Source organism: Acidisoma sp. L85, from assembly GCF_009765865.1.
Classification (GTDB): Bacteria; Pseudomonadota; Alphaproteobacteria; order Acetobacterales; family Acetobacteraceae; genus Acidisoma.
The window spans coordinates 76,919-91,718 of the sequence record NZ_LMUQ01000018.1 but is presented as its reverse complement, the minus strand read 5'-3'; the positions used below and the strand labels follow the sequence as shown (position 1 = coordinate 91,718).

Below are 14,800 nucleotides of genomic sequence, written 5' to 3'. Positions count from 1 at the left end.
AGTCCGGCATAGTCACCAGTCGCGCCCTGGGCGCCCACCACAGCAGGCTGTCGGCCCCCCCCCGGCCTCACTAAAACTATGCCGCCCGAATTGCACTGCGGTATTCACGGTCTGGCGACTTCAGGGTTTTGTGTGGCTTACTCGATCGGAAATATGCGCGCGCTTCATCGTATCAGGAAATTCCGGCGTGTGGTATTCCATACACGTGTTTTATCGTTTCTTGTACGGTAGGAGGTGTCGCGATGAATCCGAACAAAGCACTTTGGGAGAAGGGTGACTTCACTCAGATCGCAGCAACGATGCGCGACAGTGGTGAGGAGTTGGTTCAAGATCTCGGCGTGACCAGCGGCATGGAAGTACTTGACCTGGGCTGTGGCGACGGCACTACAGCGGTGCCGACCGCTAAGCTAGGCGCGAATGTGCTCGGGGTCGACATTGCGGGCAACCTCGTCGCCGCCGGCAATGCGCGCGCGGCACAGGCAGGTCTTGCCAATTTGCGGTTCCAGGAAGGTGACGCATCGGACCTCAGCGACATCGCGGACGGGCGGTTTGATCTGGTCGTGACCATGTTCGGGGCGATGTTTGCTCCACGGCCGTTCGACGTCGCGCGCGAGATGGTGCGGGTGACCAAGTCAGGCGGCCGGATAGCGATGGGCAATTGGATCCCCGGGGATCCCACGCTGGTGGCGCAAATTCTGAAGATCAGCGCGGCCTACGCGGCCCCGCCACCTGAAGGCTTCGTCAGCCCGGTCACCTGGGGCGTCCAGACCAATGTTCAGGAGCGGTTCGGCGCAGCAGGCGTCGCACCTAACCAGATTGCGTGCGAACGAGCGAACTATGTGTTTCGATATCCAGGACCGCCAGCGGAGTTCCTCGACGCTTTCCGGCTTTACTATGGCCCGACCATGAACGCTTTCGCCGCGGCCGCCAACGAAGGGCGATCCGATGAGCTACGCAACGAACTGGTCAAACTATTCGAAGCTCAGAATCAAGGCGGACCGAATAAAACGGTGATCCCAGCAACATTCCTGAAGGTCATAGTCCACAAGCCCTAGGATCCGAGTCAGAATGGGCGTCGCTAGCACAATCGGAACATGAGACTCGGCATGTGATCGCCCAGTCTGACTCATGAAGGTCAATTCTCCCAATAGTCCGCTTCCCATCGTATCTGTGATGTTCGCGATATCGCACTTGTTGTGAAAGCCAGAGATAGCCGCGCCTAATCCTCTGCGGCCTCGCGGCTGTTGTGCAAATCGATTAACCTCTGGTATTGACAATGGACTGAACCATGTGCCGGAACATTCCAATCTTTGACGGCCATAACGACGCCTTGCTTAGGTTGTTCCAGCTTGCTGACCCGATCGCCGCTTTCCGGCATCGCGGTGACGACGGCCATCTCGATATCGTGCGGGCCAAGGCTGGCGGATTTGCCGGCGGGATATTCGCATGCTTCGTGCCTTCGGCAGGCGAAGAGGATGCGGGCGTCGTCTTGACCGATGGCGGCTACACTATGGCCATGCCCGAACCGCTTAGTCTCATGAATGCCCGGGCGCACACAGATGCGATGATCGCTTGCGCCGACCGGATCGTGACCGAACTCTTCGACCAGGTCAGGCTGTGCCGGAGCGTGTCGGAGATTCGCCGTTGCATGGATGATGGCGTCCTGGCAATGACGCTGCATCTCGAAGGTGCTGAGGCAATCGGCGAAGACCTCGACGGCTTTGAACACTATTACAGCCTCGGCGTCCGCTCGATCGGCCCTGTCTGGAGCCGGCGCAACTGCTTCGGGACGGGCGTGCCCTTCCGATATCCAGGTGGCCCGGCCATCGGGCCAGGTCTGACGGAAGCGGGGCTGGCACTCGTGCGGGCCTGCGACGAGCGCGGCATCATGTTGGACCTGTCGCATCTGAATGCCGCCGGGTTCTGGGACGTAGCGCGCACTAGCCGAGCGCCCCTGGTAGCGACGCATTCCAACGCGCATGCGGTTTGTCCTGTGCCGCGCAATCTTACGGATGACCAACTACGGGTGATCCGGGATAGCGGCGGCCTGGTCGGCGTCAGCCTGTCAGTTTGTGACCTTCGACCAGACGGACACAATGATCCGCTGACTCCGCTTGACGTTGTCATCCGGCACATGGACCACCTGTTGAGCATCCTGGGGCCGGACGGGGTCGCAATAGGCTCAGACTTTGATGGCGCCGTCATGCCCGCCGCCATCGGAGACGCCGGCGGGCTGAAGCGCTTGGTCGCGGCAATGGATGAACATGGTTACGACGAGAACCTGGTTGCCAAGCTGTGTCATGTCAATTGGCTTGCCCTCCTGGAGCGCTGTTGGCATTGAGAAGCCGGGCAAGAAGGGTTGACGCAGTTCCAGGTTGTCGCGGGGACTGGAAAGTGACTTCCGGGGATGTAGCAGAAGCCCTGTTATGGTAAATCGGGCAGGTTGAACCACGTTGCTCTTTGATGGTGCACCTCCTATTAGGGGAGATGTCCTCAAGTGCTCTGCCCATCGGCTTTACCTGGGCTACAATGGTTCCAGAGTTGTTAGTCAGCGACCTGAACAGAAGCTTGCACTTCTGGTGCGATCTGTGCGGTTTCGTCGTGGCTTACGATCGTCCTGAAGATCGATTTGCTTACCTCGATCGTTCTGGATGTCAGATCATGCTGGAAGAGACCATGGCGCCAGGCCGACACTGGACCACCGCCCCACTGGAGCAGCCATTTGGCCGAGGCATCAATTTCCAGATCACTGTGAATGACGTCAAACCGATTTTGGCCGCTTTGCTCAGCGCACAGTGGCCTCTTTTTCTTGGCTTGGAGGAGATCTGGTATCGAGCGGGGTCGAGCGAAGTAGGTTCCCAACAGTTTCTAGTGCAAGACCCAGACGGCTACCTTGTGCGTTTTTCGCAAGGTCTCGGCTTACGGCCCGCAATTAAGGCAGTGTTTCCTGATAGAGGATGATCCGCTGAAACCGTGAGGCATCTGGTTTTCGGCGGTTGCACCGGCGGTGCGATCCGCACAGAAGTGGCCGGCGCGATGCGCGATCTCCTCCAACTCACCAACGGCACGATCATCGTCACAGGCGCCCAATCGGTTTTTGCACGAGACTTGCATGTTCATAAACCGCCGGATCGATTTGCTCCCAGCAATAGCAGCCACGGCAATCAGTTGGTCCGGCAGGACAGTCCAGACGGGACTGATCCGACCCCTTACATCCTTCGCCAGATACGGGCGGTCGAAATAGCTAACGGAAGCTGATAATCATCCATCTCGCGCGCCAATCGTTGGCAAATCCCGACCAATGAGTGGATCAAAGTCTTGTGGCGAGTTGGGCTGGAAAATTTGAGCGCGCGCTCGGCAGGACCAGCCCCTGGTTTCTCCTGGCAGAGGACTACGTGACTTTCCGCTCAAGTTCCCTAAGGCTGGCTGAGAACTTCTCCGCAATTTCGTCGACCTCTGCCTCTTGGATGATGAGTGGTGGCGACATGCCGAGCGTGTCTCCCATGCACCGAACGATAAGGCCGTTCTTGAAGGCAATGCGGTCGAATGCCGGTCCGACTTTCATGGAGGGTGAGAATGGCGCACGGGTCGCCTTGTCCTGTACGATCTCAACGCCAATCATGAGACCGGCGCCGCGGATGTCGCCCACGATCGAAGACGAGGTGAGTTGATCGACATGTCCACGCAGCCGCGTGGACATGCTGCGGACATGCGCCACCACATCCATCTCCTCATAGATGGCAATCGCTTCCAGTGCGACGGCGACTCCGACCGGGTGGCCTGAGTTGGTGAAGCCATGGCCGAACATGCCGCCATTTTTGTTGAAGGTCACAAGCGCATCGTAGATCTCGGGCGCGATGACGACAGCCGCAATTGGGAAGTGTCCAGAAGAAAGGCCCTTGGCCAGCGACATCATATGAGGTTGCATACTAACGGTATCACGCCCAAACCAATTGCCTGTGCGGGCAAAGCCGCAGACGATCTCATCGCCCAAGGTGAGAATGTCGTATTTGTCGAGCACGTTTTTGATTCTTGCGAAATAATCTGCAGGAGGCACGACGATACCTCCGCCCGCCATCACCGGCTCGGCGATGAAGGCGGCAATGCTATCTGGCCCCTCCGCCAGGATCTGCGCCTCTAGGGTGTCGCAGAGGCGCTGCACGAAAGCATTGTCGTCCTCATCGGGTTGCTGCACGCGATAGGGATGGGGGGCGAGCGTGTGAATGAAGCCAGGGATCGGCAGACCGAACTCGCGGTGCATGAAATCAAGCCCGCACATGGAGCCGGCGGCGATGGTTGAGCCGTGGAAGGCGCGATCCCGGGCGATCACCTTCCGCTTTGTCGGCTTGCCCCGGACCGTGTGGTACAACCAGGCAAGCTTGACCATCGTCTCGTTGGCCTCGGACCCTGAGGTCACGAAGTAGGCACGACCGCCCGCCATGCCTGTGATATCGACGAGCTTCTCGGCTAGCGCCGCCGCAGCCTGCGTCGTGCGACCATAGAATGTGTGATAAAAACCGAGCTTCTTGCCCTGAGCGAAAGCTGCGTTGGTCAGCCGTTCGTTAGCAAAACCCAGGGAGGCACACCAAAGGCCCGCCATGGCGTCGAGGTAGGTATTGCCGTCCGAATCCTGGATTCTTGCGCCTTCCCCGGAGGTGATGACAATTGGACCCTCCGTCTCGAATGCCGTTGGGTTGGTCTGCGAATGGATGTGGAAATTCACATCCTGGGCGAATGTCGAATTTGGAAGATGCGTGTCCATTTGAATCTCCGGCTTGGGGTGCAAAGGGGTACGAAAGCTCAGCCAGGTCCATTGGCCGTTATACGGCCGCCCGTATTGCTGTCGAAAAGCAGCAAATGCCGGGCGTCGAGGTCGAGATGCACCAGTTGTCCTCGCTCGATACGCGCAAAGCCGTTCAGGCGGGCGGTGATCGTACCGCCTTGCCAATCGAGCGTAACATGCGTGGAGGGACCTACGGGCTGCACCAACCGCACAGTTGCAGGAATACCATGATCCGCGAGGCGGACATGTTCAGCCCGTATGCCGATATCAATCTTCGTACCGTCCGGCGCACCGGCGTAGAGACCAGGCGCGAGTCCGAGTAGTTCGGCACCAATCCGCAACGATACCCCGGTGCTAGCGCGCGCGAGAACGCCCTGGAAGAGTTCGATCTGAGGACTGCCGATGAACGTCGCAACATATCGGTTGGCCGGGCTCGCATAGATCTCCTCTGGCGTCCCGAGTTGTTCGATCCGGCCCCGGTTCATCACCGCGATGCGGTCGGAAATTGACATCGCCTCCTCCTGGTCGTGCGTCACGAAAATGGAGGTGACTCCTAGGCGCTGATGCAGTTCCTTTACTTCCGCCCGCATCCGCACACGGAGCGACGCGTCGAGGTTGGAGAACGGCTCGTCGAAGAGGAAGACCTTCGGCTCCCGCACCAGCGCGCGGCCGATGGCAACCCGCTGTTGCTGGCCGCCAGAGAGCTGGGCAGGCAGCCGATCCAGCACATGGCTAAGTTCGAGCGAGGCAGCGACCTCTTCGACCCGGGCACGGATCTCCGGCCGGCGCAACCCACGGACCCGCAGCGTAAAGCCGATATTCTCCGCGACCGACATATGCGGATAGAGCGCATAGTTCTGGAATACCATGGCGATGTCGCGTTGTACAGGCGAAAGTTCATTGACGCGGCGGCCCTCCATCCGGATGTCGCCGGTCGTCGGATCATCTAGGCCCGCTATGAGGTTGAGGGTGGTCGTCTTCCCGCAGCCCGAGGCACCGAGAAGAGTCACAAACTCTCCTTGCTCAATGGAGAGATTGACGTCATGGCACACGGTGACAGGTCCGTAAGATTTGCCGATAGCCTCGAGTTCAACATGGGGCATCACAACTATCCCTTCAGCATGCCATCGGCGAAGCCGCGCACGATATGGTTGCGGAAGAGGATCGCGAGCAGGATGACAGGCGCGACGCTGATAACGGCGGCGGCCATCATCTGGCCGAACACTGTCTGGTACTGACCTGCAAAGGCGGCAATCACAAGAGGCACGGTCTGCGCATTCTGTCGTGTCAATATCAGCGCGAAGAAGAACTCGTTCCAGGATTCGATAAAGGCGAATACGGCGGCGGCGCAGAGCGGCGGAATGGAGATTGGCAGCACGATCATCCAGAAGGTGCGGATAAGTCCGGCACCGTCTACCGCCGCAGCCCGCTCCAAGCCGGCAGGAACGCCGAGGAAGAAACCTCTGAGAATCCAGATTACGATGGGCAGGTTGAACGACAGGTAGACCACGATCAGCGCGAAACGCGTATCGATTAACCCAAGGCGGCTGATCACGATGAAGAGCGGGATTGCTATTGCAATGGCGGGCAGCATCTGAGTCGCCAGGATTAGCAGTACAACGGCGCCCGAGCGCGGTACCGAAAGCCGCGCCAGCGCATAGGCCGCCGGCGCACCAAGGGCGAGCGCCACAGCTGTCGTGAAGGCGGCGACGATGAAGGAATTTAGCATGCCGCGGCCGAGCGTCGCGGCTGAACCCATGACAGTGATGTAGTTGTCCAAGGTCCAGTGCACGAAAGAGATATCGGGGGGCTGATCGATCAGGGACAGCTGCGGCAGGATACTCGACAGCAGCAGCCAAGCAATCGGGGCTATTGACCAGGTCACGAAGACGGCAAGCCCCACGATTACACCAGCATCGGCCACGCGCGGGCCGAAGGACGAACGGAGCAGGCTCATGCCGTAGTGCCCTTCCGGGACGGCTGCAGCAGCCATATATACAATAACGCTAGCACGAAGCTCATCGCGAAAATGACGTTCGCGATGGCCGCTCCCGAGCCAATGTTGAGGAAGTTGAACGTTACCCGATAGGCTAGGAAGTTGAGAAGGACGGTGCCGTCCGCCGGGCCACCACGCGTCAGCACGAACACCAAGTCGAAAACACGCAGAGACCAGATCGTCTGTAGTACGACCACGATGGTGATCGTGCTGCGGAGGCTTGGTAGCGTCACGAAGCGGAAGCGCTGCCAGCCACTGGCACCGTCCAGAATTGCGGCACGGTAGAGGATTTTCGGGATGCGCTGAAGCCCGGCTAGGAATAGCAGCGCGATGAACGGCACAGATTTCCAGACGTCGACAAGCAGCAGAAGCGTCAGAGCCCTCACCGGCTGTCCCAGCCACACCACGTAGTGGTCGATCAGCCCAAGCGACTTAAGAACGGCATTCAGGACACCGTAATTCGCGTTGAGGATCCACTTCCATAAAACAGCGTTGGCGACCGGCGCGATGGCCCATGGAATGATGAGTAATATGCGCAGAATTCCGTGGCGGCCAAAGCGGTGGTTCAAGAGCAAGGCCGCTCCCAGGCCTATAGTGGTTACGAGAATGACCTCGCCTAGTGAAAAAAGAATGGTGTTGCGCAAAGCCAGTGCGAAGCTGCCGTCTGAAATCAGGTCGATATAGTTATCCCATCCTATCCAATGCACATGCATATGCCCGGAAGCGAGCCGCACATGCTGCATGGCCAGAATGAGCGATCGCAGAATGGGATAGCCGAGGATGGCAGCGAGTATCAGGAGTGCCGGTGTCACAAACAGGATGCCGACACCCCTGCGCCGCTGCTCAAAAGTGCCGGAAACAGGGGGGCCGGCAAGAGGGGCCCGCGATGGCGCGTCAGGCCGAACGACAGCCAGCTTCGCAGTGATCACTGATTCTGCTTGACAATTTTTGCGACGAGGTCACTGGCGTTCGCCATGGCAATTTTTGCCGTTTGGCGTCCCTGCAACGCTTTCTGGATCTCGGTCCCGATTGCCTGGGTAATCTGATTGTAGTTCTGAGTCACGAAGCTGTCGTATGGGTGCTTCGCCTGCTCCAGCACCACGGCGGCGTTAGGAAGCGCTTTCTGCACCTCGGGATCCGACAGCACCGAGATGCGAATTGGAAGCCAGCCTGTGTCGATCGCCTGGCGCTTCTGCACCTCCGGACTCAGGTAGAAATCAACCAGCTTGGTGGCGAGATCGGGGTTCTTACAGGAGGCGGTGACGGTCCATGCGTCGGTGCCATCGATCGAAGCGGTGCCCGCGGGGCCCGCGGGCAACACAGCGCCCCCCAACTTGCCGATGATCTTGGACTGCTTCGGATCCTGGGCGGGCTTCCACATATAGGGCCAATTCATCATCATCGATGCGCGACCCGAGAGGAGTACGTTCGTAGCGTCGTTGATCCCGGCATAGGAAATCGATCCAGGGTCGGTTCCGAGCTTCATCAGATCCAGCATCATCTGGAGGGCCATGACACCCGCATCCGAGTTGAAGGCGGGCGTGCCATCTTTATTGTACATCGTCCCGCCAGCCTGCTGCAGAAAGCACATCCAATATGAGGTCGTGCCGCCGATGCCGGCAGAGTCGCCGTAATCAAGCACCCAGCCGTAGCGGCCGTCGCGCGTCAGTTCCTTTGTGTAGCGTTTGAGATCGTCCCAGGTCTGGGGAGGTCCCTTGAGCCCGGCGATCTCCAGATGCTCGGTGTTATAGAACAGCGTGAGCAGCGAGAGCGTGAAGACGGCGCCATAGCGCTTGCCGTCCCAGGTCACCGTCTTGAAGCTCGACGGCGGCATATCGGCCGTGGTGCTCGCCGGCAGCGTGTCAGCATAGGGCACAATCGAATCTATGAATTCCGGTACCCAGCCGCACATGTAGACGAGGTCCCAGTCCGACGTGCCGGACGCAAAGGCGGTCGCCATACGGTCATGGAGCTGAGGCCAGGCCAGCAATTCATATTTTACGCGAGCATCGTTCGCTTTCTGCCAGGCGGCAAAAGCCGCTTCGGAAAACTTTGCAGCGCCTGGGGGTGAGGGGTCAGGCGGGAGGGGCGCAAAGACGTCGAGCCCGGTATCTGCCGCATAGCCAGTTCTGACCCCGAATTCAGAGAGGACCCCGGCGGCGGCTACCCCTGCCGCGCCGTGCAACAGAGTGCGGCGGGAAAGCAAAAGAGAGTCATCACTCATAGCCATCTCCTGTTGAAGGGGTTGGATAGCGGCGACAACTGGCGTTCTTGTTGGGCTCAGGATGGGCGCGGCGGCTTTGCTACGTCAAGCGTATTTGTTAAAGCGACTTACAAATTTTAGGACCCGCTGATGTCCCTGCGTGCGACCAATGTAAGCCACGGGAAACTAGTCAACCTCTGGGTAGTATTCGAGACGATCCGGCTGCACGGTCCGCTTTCCCGTTCTGACATCGCGCGCCTAACTACCTTGTCTAAGCCCAGCGTTTCGAGCCTGGTCGACGAACTGGACGGGCTGGGACTTATCCGTGAGGGCGCGCTGCGAACTGGCGGCGTAGGCAAACCATCGACGCCGCTCGACCTCAATCCGGAAGGCGCCTTCACCCTTGGCCTCCACCTCGATTACGGCCGGGCCACGGTTGTGCTGACCGATCTCATCGGCGGCGTCCGCCATCGGGAAGTCTGGGCGCTTGACACTTCTGATCAGCTCCGGACCCTCAGGACCATCGCCCGCCAGATCAAGGGACTGCTGAAAAAAGGCAAGATCGATCGATCGCGTCTGATGGGAATGGGACTCGTGATGCCTGGCCCTTTCGGCGTGGCAGGACTCTCACCGACACGCCTGCCGGGATGGGACGGAGTTGCAGTCCGGGCAGCGCTGGAAGCAGACCTGAGAATGCCGGTGATGCTTGCCAATGACGGAACAGGTGCCGCCATGGCTGAGTGGCGTTTCGGCGTGGCAAAGGGCCACGAGAACTTCGTGTATGTCTTTATCGGCAATGGAATAGGTACAGGCCTAGTCGTCAACGGCAGGCTCGTAGGCGGCGAAGATGGCAATGCGGGAGAAATCGCGCATGTCGTCGTGAGGCCAGAGGGCCACGAATGCATCTGCGGCAAGCACGGTTGTTTGGAAACCTATATTTCACTCGACTCGGCTCTGCATCATTTTAGGCGAAACGGCGTGATTTTAAGTTCGATGGAAGAGTTCGAAAGGTGCGTGGGGCCCGGAGACACGCTTGTTGAGGAATGGCTCGCGGAAGCAATCGGGCCCCTACGGCTCGGCATTAACCTGATCGAGAACCTGTTCAACCCAGAGGCAATTTATCTTGGCGGCGACTTCCCGTCGTGGCTGCTTGACCTGTTCATGGCGCGAATACTGCCTCTACCAATCTCCGTGAATAGCAGCCACTCGCAGCAGACTAGGCTGCGCCGCGCGGCTCTTGGTCAGGACGCGGCAGCTATCGGCGCGGCCGCACTTGCCGTCGCGGCCTCACTTAATCCTGACTATCTTCAGCGCGTCCAAGCACGGCCCGAGTACGAAGTTTGAGCACAGTTCGTGTCGGCGCAGCGTCCTCCTCAGTATTGAAGAAATACCGGCTACGATCTGAAGCCGCCGCCCGGAACCTCACTCGTCGCGCGCATCCCCGACAGGCAACGGCTCCAGGCATCCGCACTGCCGGGACCGTTGATTCACGTCCACAGTACCAAGCTGGGCACGCCTCCAATGTCGGCACTAACGCCATGAAGCGCCGAGAGGGAGGTGCCGGCGAAGGTCACCTCTTCACGACTTCCGTTGCCCGGGGAGAGGGTAACCGTAGCGCCGGTGACCGCGCCCAAACCGGCGCTCGCGGTGAGCGCTAATGCCGATAGACCCGGGATGTAGCCGAACATGATGTCTTCATCAGCCCCATGGAAATTCTGCAAGAAGTCCCAGGTCGCTCCAGGCACGTATCCGTTCTGAACGAAGGTTGTGTGACCATTCCCACCATCCTGATCGATGTTCAACCCGCTCCCGGCGTCGAGCACGCTCGTTCCGACGCTTGAACCGATGAGGAGGTCGTTACCGGAGCCGGTGGCCACAAGCGGGTCGGCCGCATTCACCGCGGCAATCTTCACGCTATCGGACCCGTTATAGGAATAGGCATCGGTATGAGACAGGAAGCTCAGGGGGCCGCTATAGGAATCGGACGTAATATTCGTCGTTGCCTCATTCTGCGTCGAGTCCATCTGAGTGAATAGAACTATCGGAGATGATACCGGGAGCGTGCTTGCGGCAGGAGTCGCCGGCATGCTGGGCTCCGGGCTAGGAGTCGAAGGGAGCTCCACTCCGTCCGCCGCCTCCCATTCCTGGATCTCGGTTAAGTCGGCAGAAGTCAGCTGCACGAAAATGCCTTGTGCCCCGTCGCCGGACGAGACTAGGCCAACGACCTCCGGCACGTTACCCGGGCCTTCAACCCAGACTGGCCCACCACTCGAACCCTCTCCCAGAGAGCTGCCGACGAGCAGCGCGTAGTGTGGGTCCTGCGTCACGGCCTGAACACTGTTCACCAATACGCCGCCAGCGGATGCCGGATAGCCTGTAACATTGACAATCCCCCCTGCGTAATCCGGGTCGATTGTCATCTTACCGATGTTCGTGAACGGGGTTGCAAGCACTAAAAGGGCGAAGTCCAGCTGCGACTGCTGTTCCGATATTAGGTCCGACGGGTCATAGACTTTATTGAAGGTTCCTCCCACCACGGCACTGGAGCCAAAAGGCGCGGTGCCATCGTTAGCGCCCGGCGTTACTTCGATATTCGAGGCGGAGCCGACATTGGTGCTCCAAACAACATGCGCCGCTGTTAGAACCGCGTTCGGTGCGATAAGGACACCCGATCCCTGAAATTCATCCTGGCCAATAGTGTCGGTAATCTCGACCACAGTATCATAAGGGTACTGAGAAGAACTGAAGGACATGGGACTTCCCTGCGTTGTTCACGCTATTGGAACGCGAAAGCAATGTGGCACGAGTTGAGACGGGTTCCAACCCGGGGGCGTGCCGCGGGCCTTTAATGAGCCGAGAACCAGACCCGCTCCAAGGTCTGCGGAACTTTCAGGGCGGGATCAAGCCGGACTCGCGAAAGCTATCGATCAGCGCATCGAAAAGTTTTAGGTCTGCGCGGCTCCGCGCCATCAATTGCGCGCCCGCAACGGCGGCGAAGATCGCGCGAGCCCTTGTTTCACGCTTGCTGGCGGGAACGGAAGCAGCGGCGAGCATCCTGGTAAGCCACGCGACGTTAACATCGGCGAAAGCCTGCACCTCAGCCTTCACGGTGTCCGGCAGATCATCATATTCGGCCGCCATAAAACTGCAGAGGCACATTCGATTATCCTCCTCGAGCGATCGGCGAAAAAGTCCTGGATAGGCCTGGAAGGCCTCTCGCGGATCGCCGTTCGCCCGTGAAAGAGCTTCAAGATTTGCAGCCGTGTCCTGCCAGTAGCGTTTCGCCACTGCTGCACCTAAATCAGCCTTGCTGGGGAAGTGGTGGTAAATGCTTGCGGCCTTGATGCCGACCTCAGCCCCGATTTCGCGAAAGTTCAGCCCACCATAACCATGTGCCTGGGCCGTCCGTCTCGCCGCCTCAAGGATCGACTCTCTCGCATTCTCGCTCATCTTCATCCATCCGATTCCTACCAATTGGTAGGTAGGGGTTGACAGTCGAAATGTAAAGGTAGATGACCTGCCTACCAATCGACAGGTAGAACCAAAACTGTGAACGATATAATCCACATGGATGCTAGTCACATCGCCGAACTCATCGCCAAACGGGAGCTTTCGCCCGTTGAGGTCATGCAGGCGCATCTCGATCGCATTGCCGAGGTCAATCCCAGGGTGAATGCCATTGTGACGGTGGCCGATGGCTCACTGGACGCTGCCAAAAAAGCCGAGGCAGCGGTCAAGCCGGACGCTCGATTGGGTCCGCTCCATGGCGTTCCGTTCACGGTCAAGGATGGAATCGACACGGCGGGCGTGCTGACACAGCGCGGTTCGCCGATCTTTAAAGGACGCGTGCCCGGTACCGATGCCACTGTCGTAGCTAGGCTGAAGGCCGCCGGCGCCATCCTCATCGCAAAGACGAACCCGCCGGAATTCTCTTACTCGATCGAAACGGACAATTTGCTGACTGGCCAAACGAACAACCCGTGGAACCTCGATTACACCCCGGGCGGGTCGAGCGGTGGTGAATCCGCTGCCATCGCAGCAGGCATGTCGCCACTCGGCGTGGGCAGTGATCTGTCGATCTCATTGCGCGGCCCGGCAGCGCATACCGGTATCGTCGGATTTAAAGCTACTCATGGTCGAATGCCGATGACAGGCCACTGGCCCCGGGTGCCGCGTCGCGTCTGGCACATCGGTCCGATGGCACGTTCGATTCGCGATGTGGCGCTCGCTTATTCTTTGATGGCGGGCCCCGACGGCGCCGACGGCTTCTCAATCAGCTCGCCGAGCTTCGATACAGGGGTGGGCACGAAACCGACCCGTCAGATTCGTGTGGGCTGGCTAGCCTCTCCGGGTTTCTTCGGACCGACCGATCCAGAGGTGGTCGCGACCGTAAAGGCAGCGGCTTATGCGCTGGGTAATGCCGGCTGCCACGTTGAAGAGGTCCGGTTACCCGTGCTCGAGCAGACCGATGCCAACAACGTCCTCTGGCAGCTCCAACAGATGGAAGCCCGGCCCGAGTTTGAGAAGGTCACCGCCGGCCACGAGGCCCAGATCTTTAGGCATGCCAAATTGGTCCTCGACACACCTGACACCCCAATAGCCGACTTTGTCGCTGCCGAGCAGGCGGTGGAGCGCCTCCGCGACAGCTTCGCCGACTATTTCCAGCGATATGATGCGCTGCTCTGCCCGGTGACCCCGTTCCCGGCGACCAAGCATGGCCTCGCAGACCTCGCGATCGCTGGCGAAACGGTTTCCCCGTTCCACGTGATGAGTGCCACATCACCGTTCAGCCTGACCGGCATGCCGGCCCTGTCGATGCGATTCGGAACAAGCCACGACGGCCTTCCAATTGGCGTGCAAATCGTCTCTTCCTGGTTGGCGGAATCGACAGTACTTAGGGTCGCCTCGCTCCTCGAGGAGATAAGCCCCGTCCGTAACCTTCACCCCGCCCTCTAACGCCACAGGGGCGGGGTCCTACCGCCCCTTTGGAAGGAGCATCGAAACACGAAGGGTGAGCGTCGATACGCAGGTCGCTCATCGATATTTGGTAGTGCTGCCTTGTAAAGGTCACTCAGCTACAAGAAGCGCTTTTGAGCAAAGTTGTGTTTTTGAGGCTGCCGGTTGAAAGCGAAGGTCCACTATTCGAATCCGGTGGCTCTGCTGTTCCGTCCGCTGGCCGGCGCTTGTTGCTAAATACGATCTGAAAGGCTTCTCGACATCACCAATATGCAACGGAATCGCCGAAAGCTGGAGAGTCATGACCGATCCATCCCAAATTGCATTTGCCCGCTTTACGCCGGTTGCTCAGGCCCTGCATTGGATCACCGCATTGCTGGTGTTTCTTACGGTTCCCTTAGCATGGGTGATGGTCAATATGCCTTCAACAGCCCATATCGCAGGCCAGTTGTTCACCCTGCACGAGTCAATCGGAATCACAATTCTGATGATCATCGTCGTCCGTTTGATTTGGCGGTCTCGCCATCCCGCACCGCCTTTGCCTCAGGGCTTCGCTCGCTGGGACAGGCTTGCGGCTCGTGCGTCACATTCGTTGCTCTACGTGATTCTGATAGGGATGCCCGTCAGTGGGTACTTAATGAATGCCACGGGTGGTTTTCCAGTCGGCTTCTACTGGCTATTTAATTTACCGGGCTTGCCAAAGACGCAGGAACTGTCGGACTTTGGGTTCCAGCTCCATGTCGTTGTAGGTCAATGGCTGGTCTACGCGTTGGTCATCCTCCATGTCAGCGCCACGGTGTGGCATGTTGCCGTGAAGAAAGACGGTACCTTGGAGCGCATGCTGCCTAAACAGAAATCGTAA

Annotated in this window: 13 protein-coding genes; 6 read left to right on the top strand and 7 right to left on the bottom strand. The window is 59.0% G+C overall.

Features of this window, described 5'->3' with window-relative positions:
• Positions 1-128 precede the first annotated feature (128 nt).
• From GSQ83_RS03340 to GSQ83_RS31060, 3 genes are all read left to right on the top strand, one after another.
• Positions 129-1,055 (top strand): class I SAM-dependent methyltransferase, encoded by a 927-nt coding sequence (locus GSQ83_RS03340; protein WP_216849893.1) that lies wholly within the window; start codon positions 129-131, stop codon positions 1,053-1,055.
• Between the two features lie 233 nt (positions 1,056-1,288).
• Positions 1,289-2,341, top strand: a complete 1,053-nt coding sequence (locus GSQ83_RS03335; RefSeq protein ID WP_158801464.1) for a dipeptidase — start codon at positions 1,289-1,291, stop codon at positions 2,339-2,341.
• Positions 2,342-2,463: 122 nt separating this feature from the next.
• Complete coding sequence (locus tag GSQ83_RS31060; protein WP_371417948.1) at positions 2,464-2,961, top strand: bleomycin resistance protein; 498 nt, start codon at positions 2,464-2,466, stop codon at positions 2,959-2,961.
• A gap of 430 nt (positions 2,962-3,391) precedes the next feature.
• Here GSQ83_RS31060 and GSQ83_RS03325 read toward each other — a convergent pair whose 3' ends face one another.
• The 5 genes from GSQ83_RS03325 to GSQ83_RS03305 are packed head-to-tail and all read right to left on the bottom strand — an operon-like array spanning position 3,392 to position 9,003.
• The gene (locus GSQ83_RS03325; protein WP_158801460.1) at positions 3,392-4,762 is read right to left on the bottom strand and encodes an aminotransferase; all 1,371 of its coding nucleotides are present in this window, start codon (positions 4,760-4,762) and stop codon (positions 3,392-3,394) included.
• Between the two features lie 38 nt (positions 4,763-4,800).
• A complete protein-coding gene (locus GSQ83_RS03320; protein WP_158801458.1) occupies positions 4,801-5,886 on the bottom strand; it encodes an ABC transporter ATP-binding protein in 1,086 nt (361 codons plus the stop codon).
• 5 nt (positions 5,887-5,891) lie between these two features.
• Positions 5,892-6,740 (bottom strand): carbohydrate ABC transporter permease, encoded by an 849-nt coding sequence (locus GSQ83_RS03315; protein ID WP_158801456.1) that lies wholly within the window; start codon positions 6,738-6,740, stop codon positions 5,892-5,894.
• Entirely contained in the window at positions 6,737-7,708 is a 972-nt protein-coding gene (locus tag GSQ83_RS03310; RefSeq protein ID WP_216849891.1) for a carbohydrate ABC transporter permease, read from the bottom strand. The genes GSQ83_RS03315 and GSQ83_RS03310 overlap by 4 nt, the downstream gene beginning before the upstream one ends.
• A complete protein-coding gene (locus tag GSQ83_RS03305) occupies positions 7,705-9,003 on the bottom strand; it encodes an extracellular solute-binding protein (RefSeq protein ID WP_158801454.1) in 1,299 nt (432 codons plus the stop codon). The genes GSQ83_RS03310 and GSQ83_RS03305 overlap by 4 nt, the downstream gene beginning before the upstream one ends.
• 129 nt (positions 9,004-9,132) lie before the next feature.
• Here GSQ83_RS03305 and GSQ83_RS03300 point away from each other — a divergent pair, with 129 nt between their 5' ends.
• Positions 9,133-10,326 (top strand): ROK family transcriptional regulator, encoded by a 1,194-nt coding sequence (locus GSQ83_RS03300; RefSeq protein ID WP_158801452.1) that lies wholly within the window; start codon positions 9,133-9,135, stop codon positions 10,324-10,326.
• A gap of 143 nt (positions 10,327-10,469) precedes the next feature.
• Here the strand turns inward: GSQ83_RS03300 and GSQ83_RS03295 are convergent, their stop codons facing one another.
• Together GSQ83_RS03295 and GSQ83_RS03290 are read right to left on the bottom strand one after the other, a co-directional pair.
• Positions 10,470-11,735: a serine protease gene (locus GSQ83_RS03295; protein WP_158801450.1), complete on the bottom strand. Its 1,266-nt coding sequence runs from the start codon at positions 11,733-11,735 to the stop codon at positions 10,470-10,472.
• A 136-nt stretch (positions 11,736-11,871) separates the two neighbouring features.
• The gene (locus GSQ83_RS03290) at positions 11,872-12,438 is read right to left on the bottom strand and encodes a TetR/AcrR family transcriptional regulator (protein WP_254065472.1); all 567 of its coding nucleotides are present in this window, start codon (positions 12,436-12,438) and stop codon (positions 11,872-11,874) included.
• Positions 12,439-12,609: 171 nt separating this feature from the next.
• Between GSQ83_RS03290 and GSQ83_RS03285 the strand changes: the two genes are divergently transcribed.
• Both GSQ83_RS03285 and GSQ83_RS03280 read left to right on the top strand, forming a co-directional pair.
• Entirely contained in the window at positions 12,610-13,938 is a 1,329-nt protein-coding gene (locus GSQ83_RS03285) for an amidase (RefSeq protein ID WP_254065471.1), read from the top strand.
• Positions 13,939-14,239: 301 nt separating this feature from the next.
• Complete coding sequence (locus GSQ83_RS03280) at positions 14,240-14,800, top strand: cytochrome b (RefSeq protein WP_174246615.1); 561 nt, start codon at positions 14,240-14,242, stop codon at positions 14,798-14,800.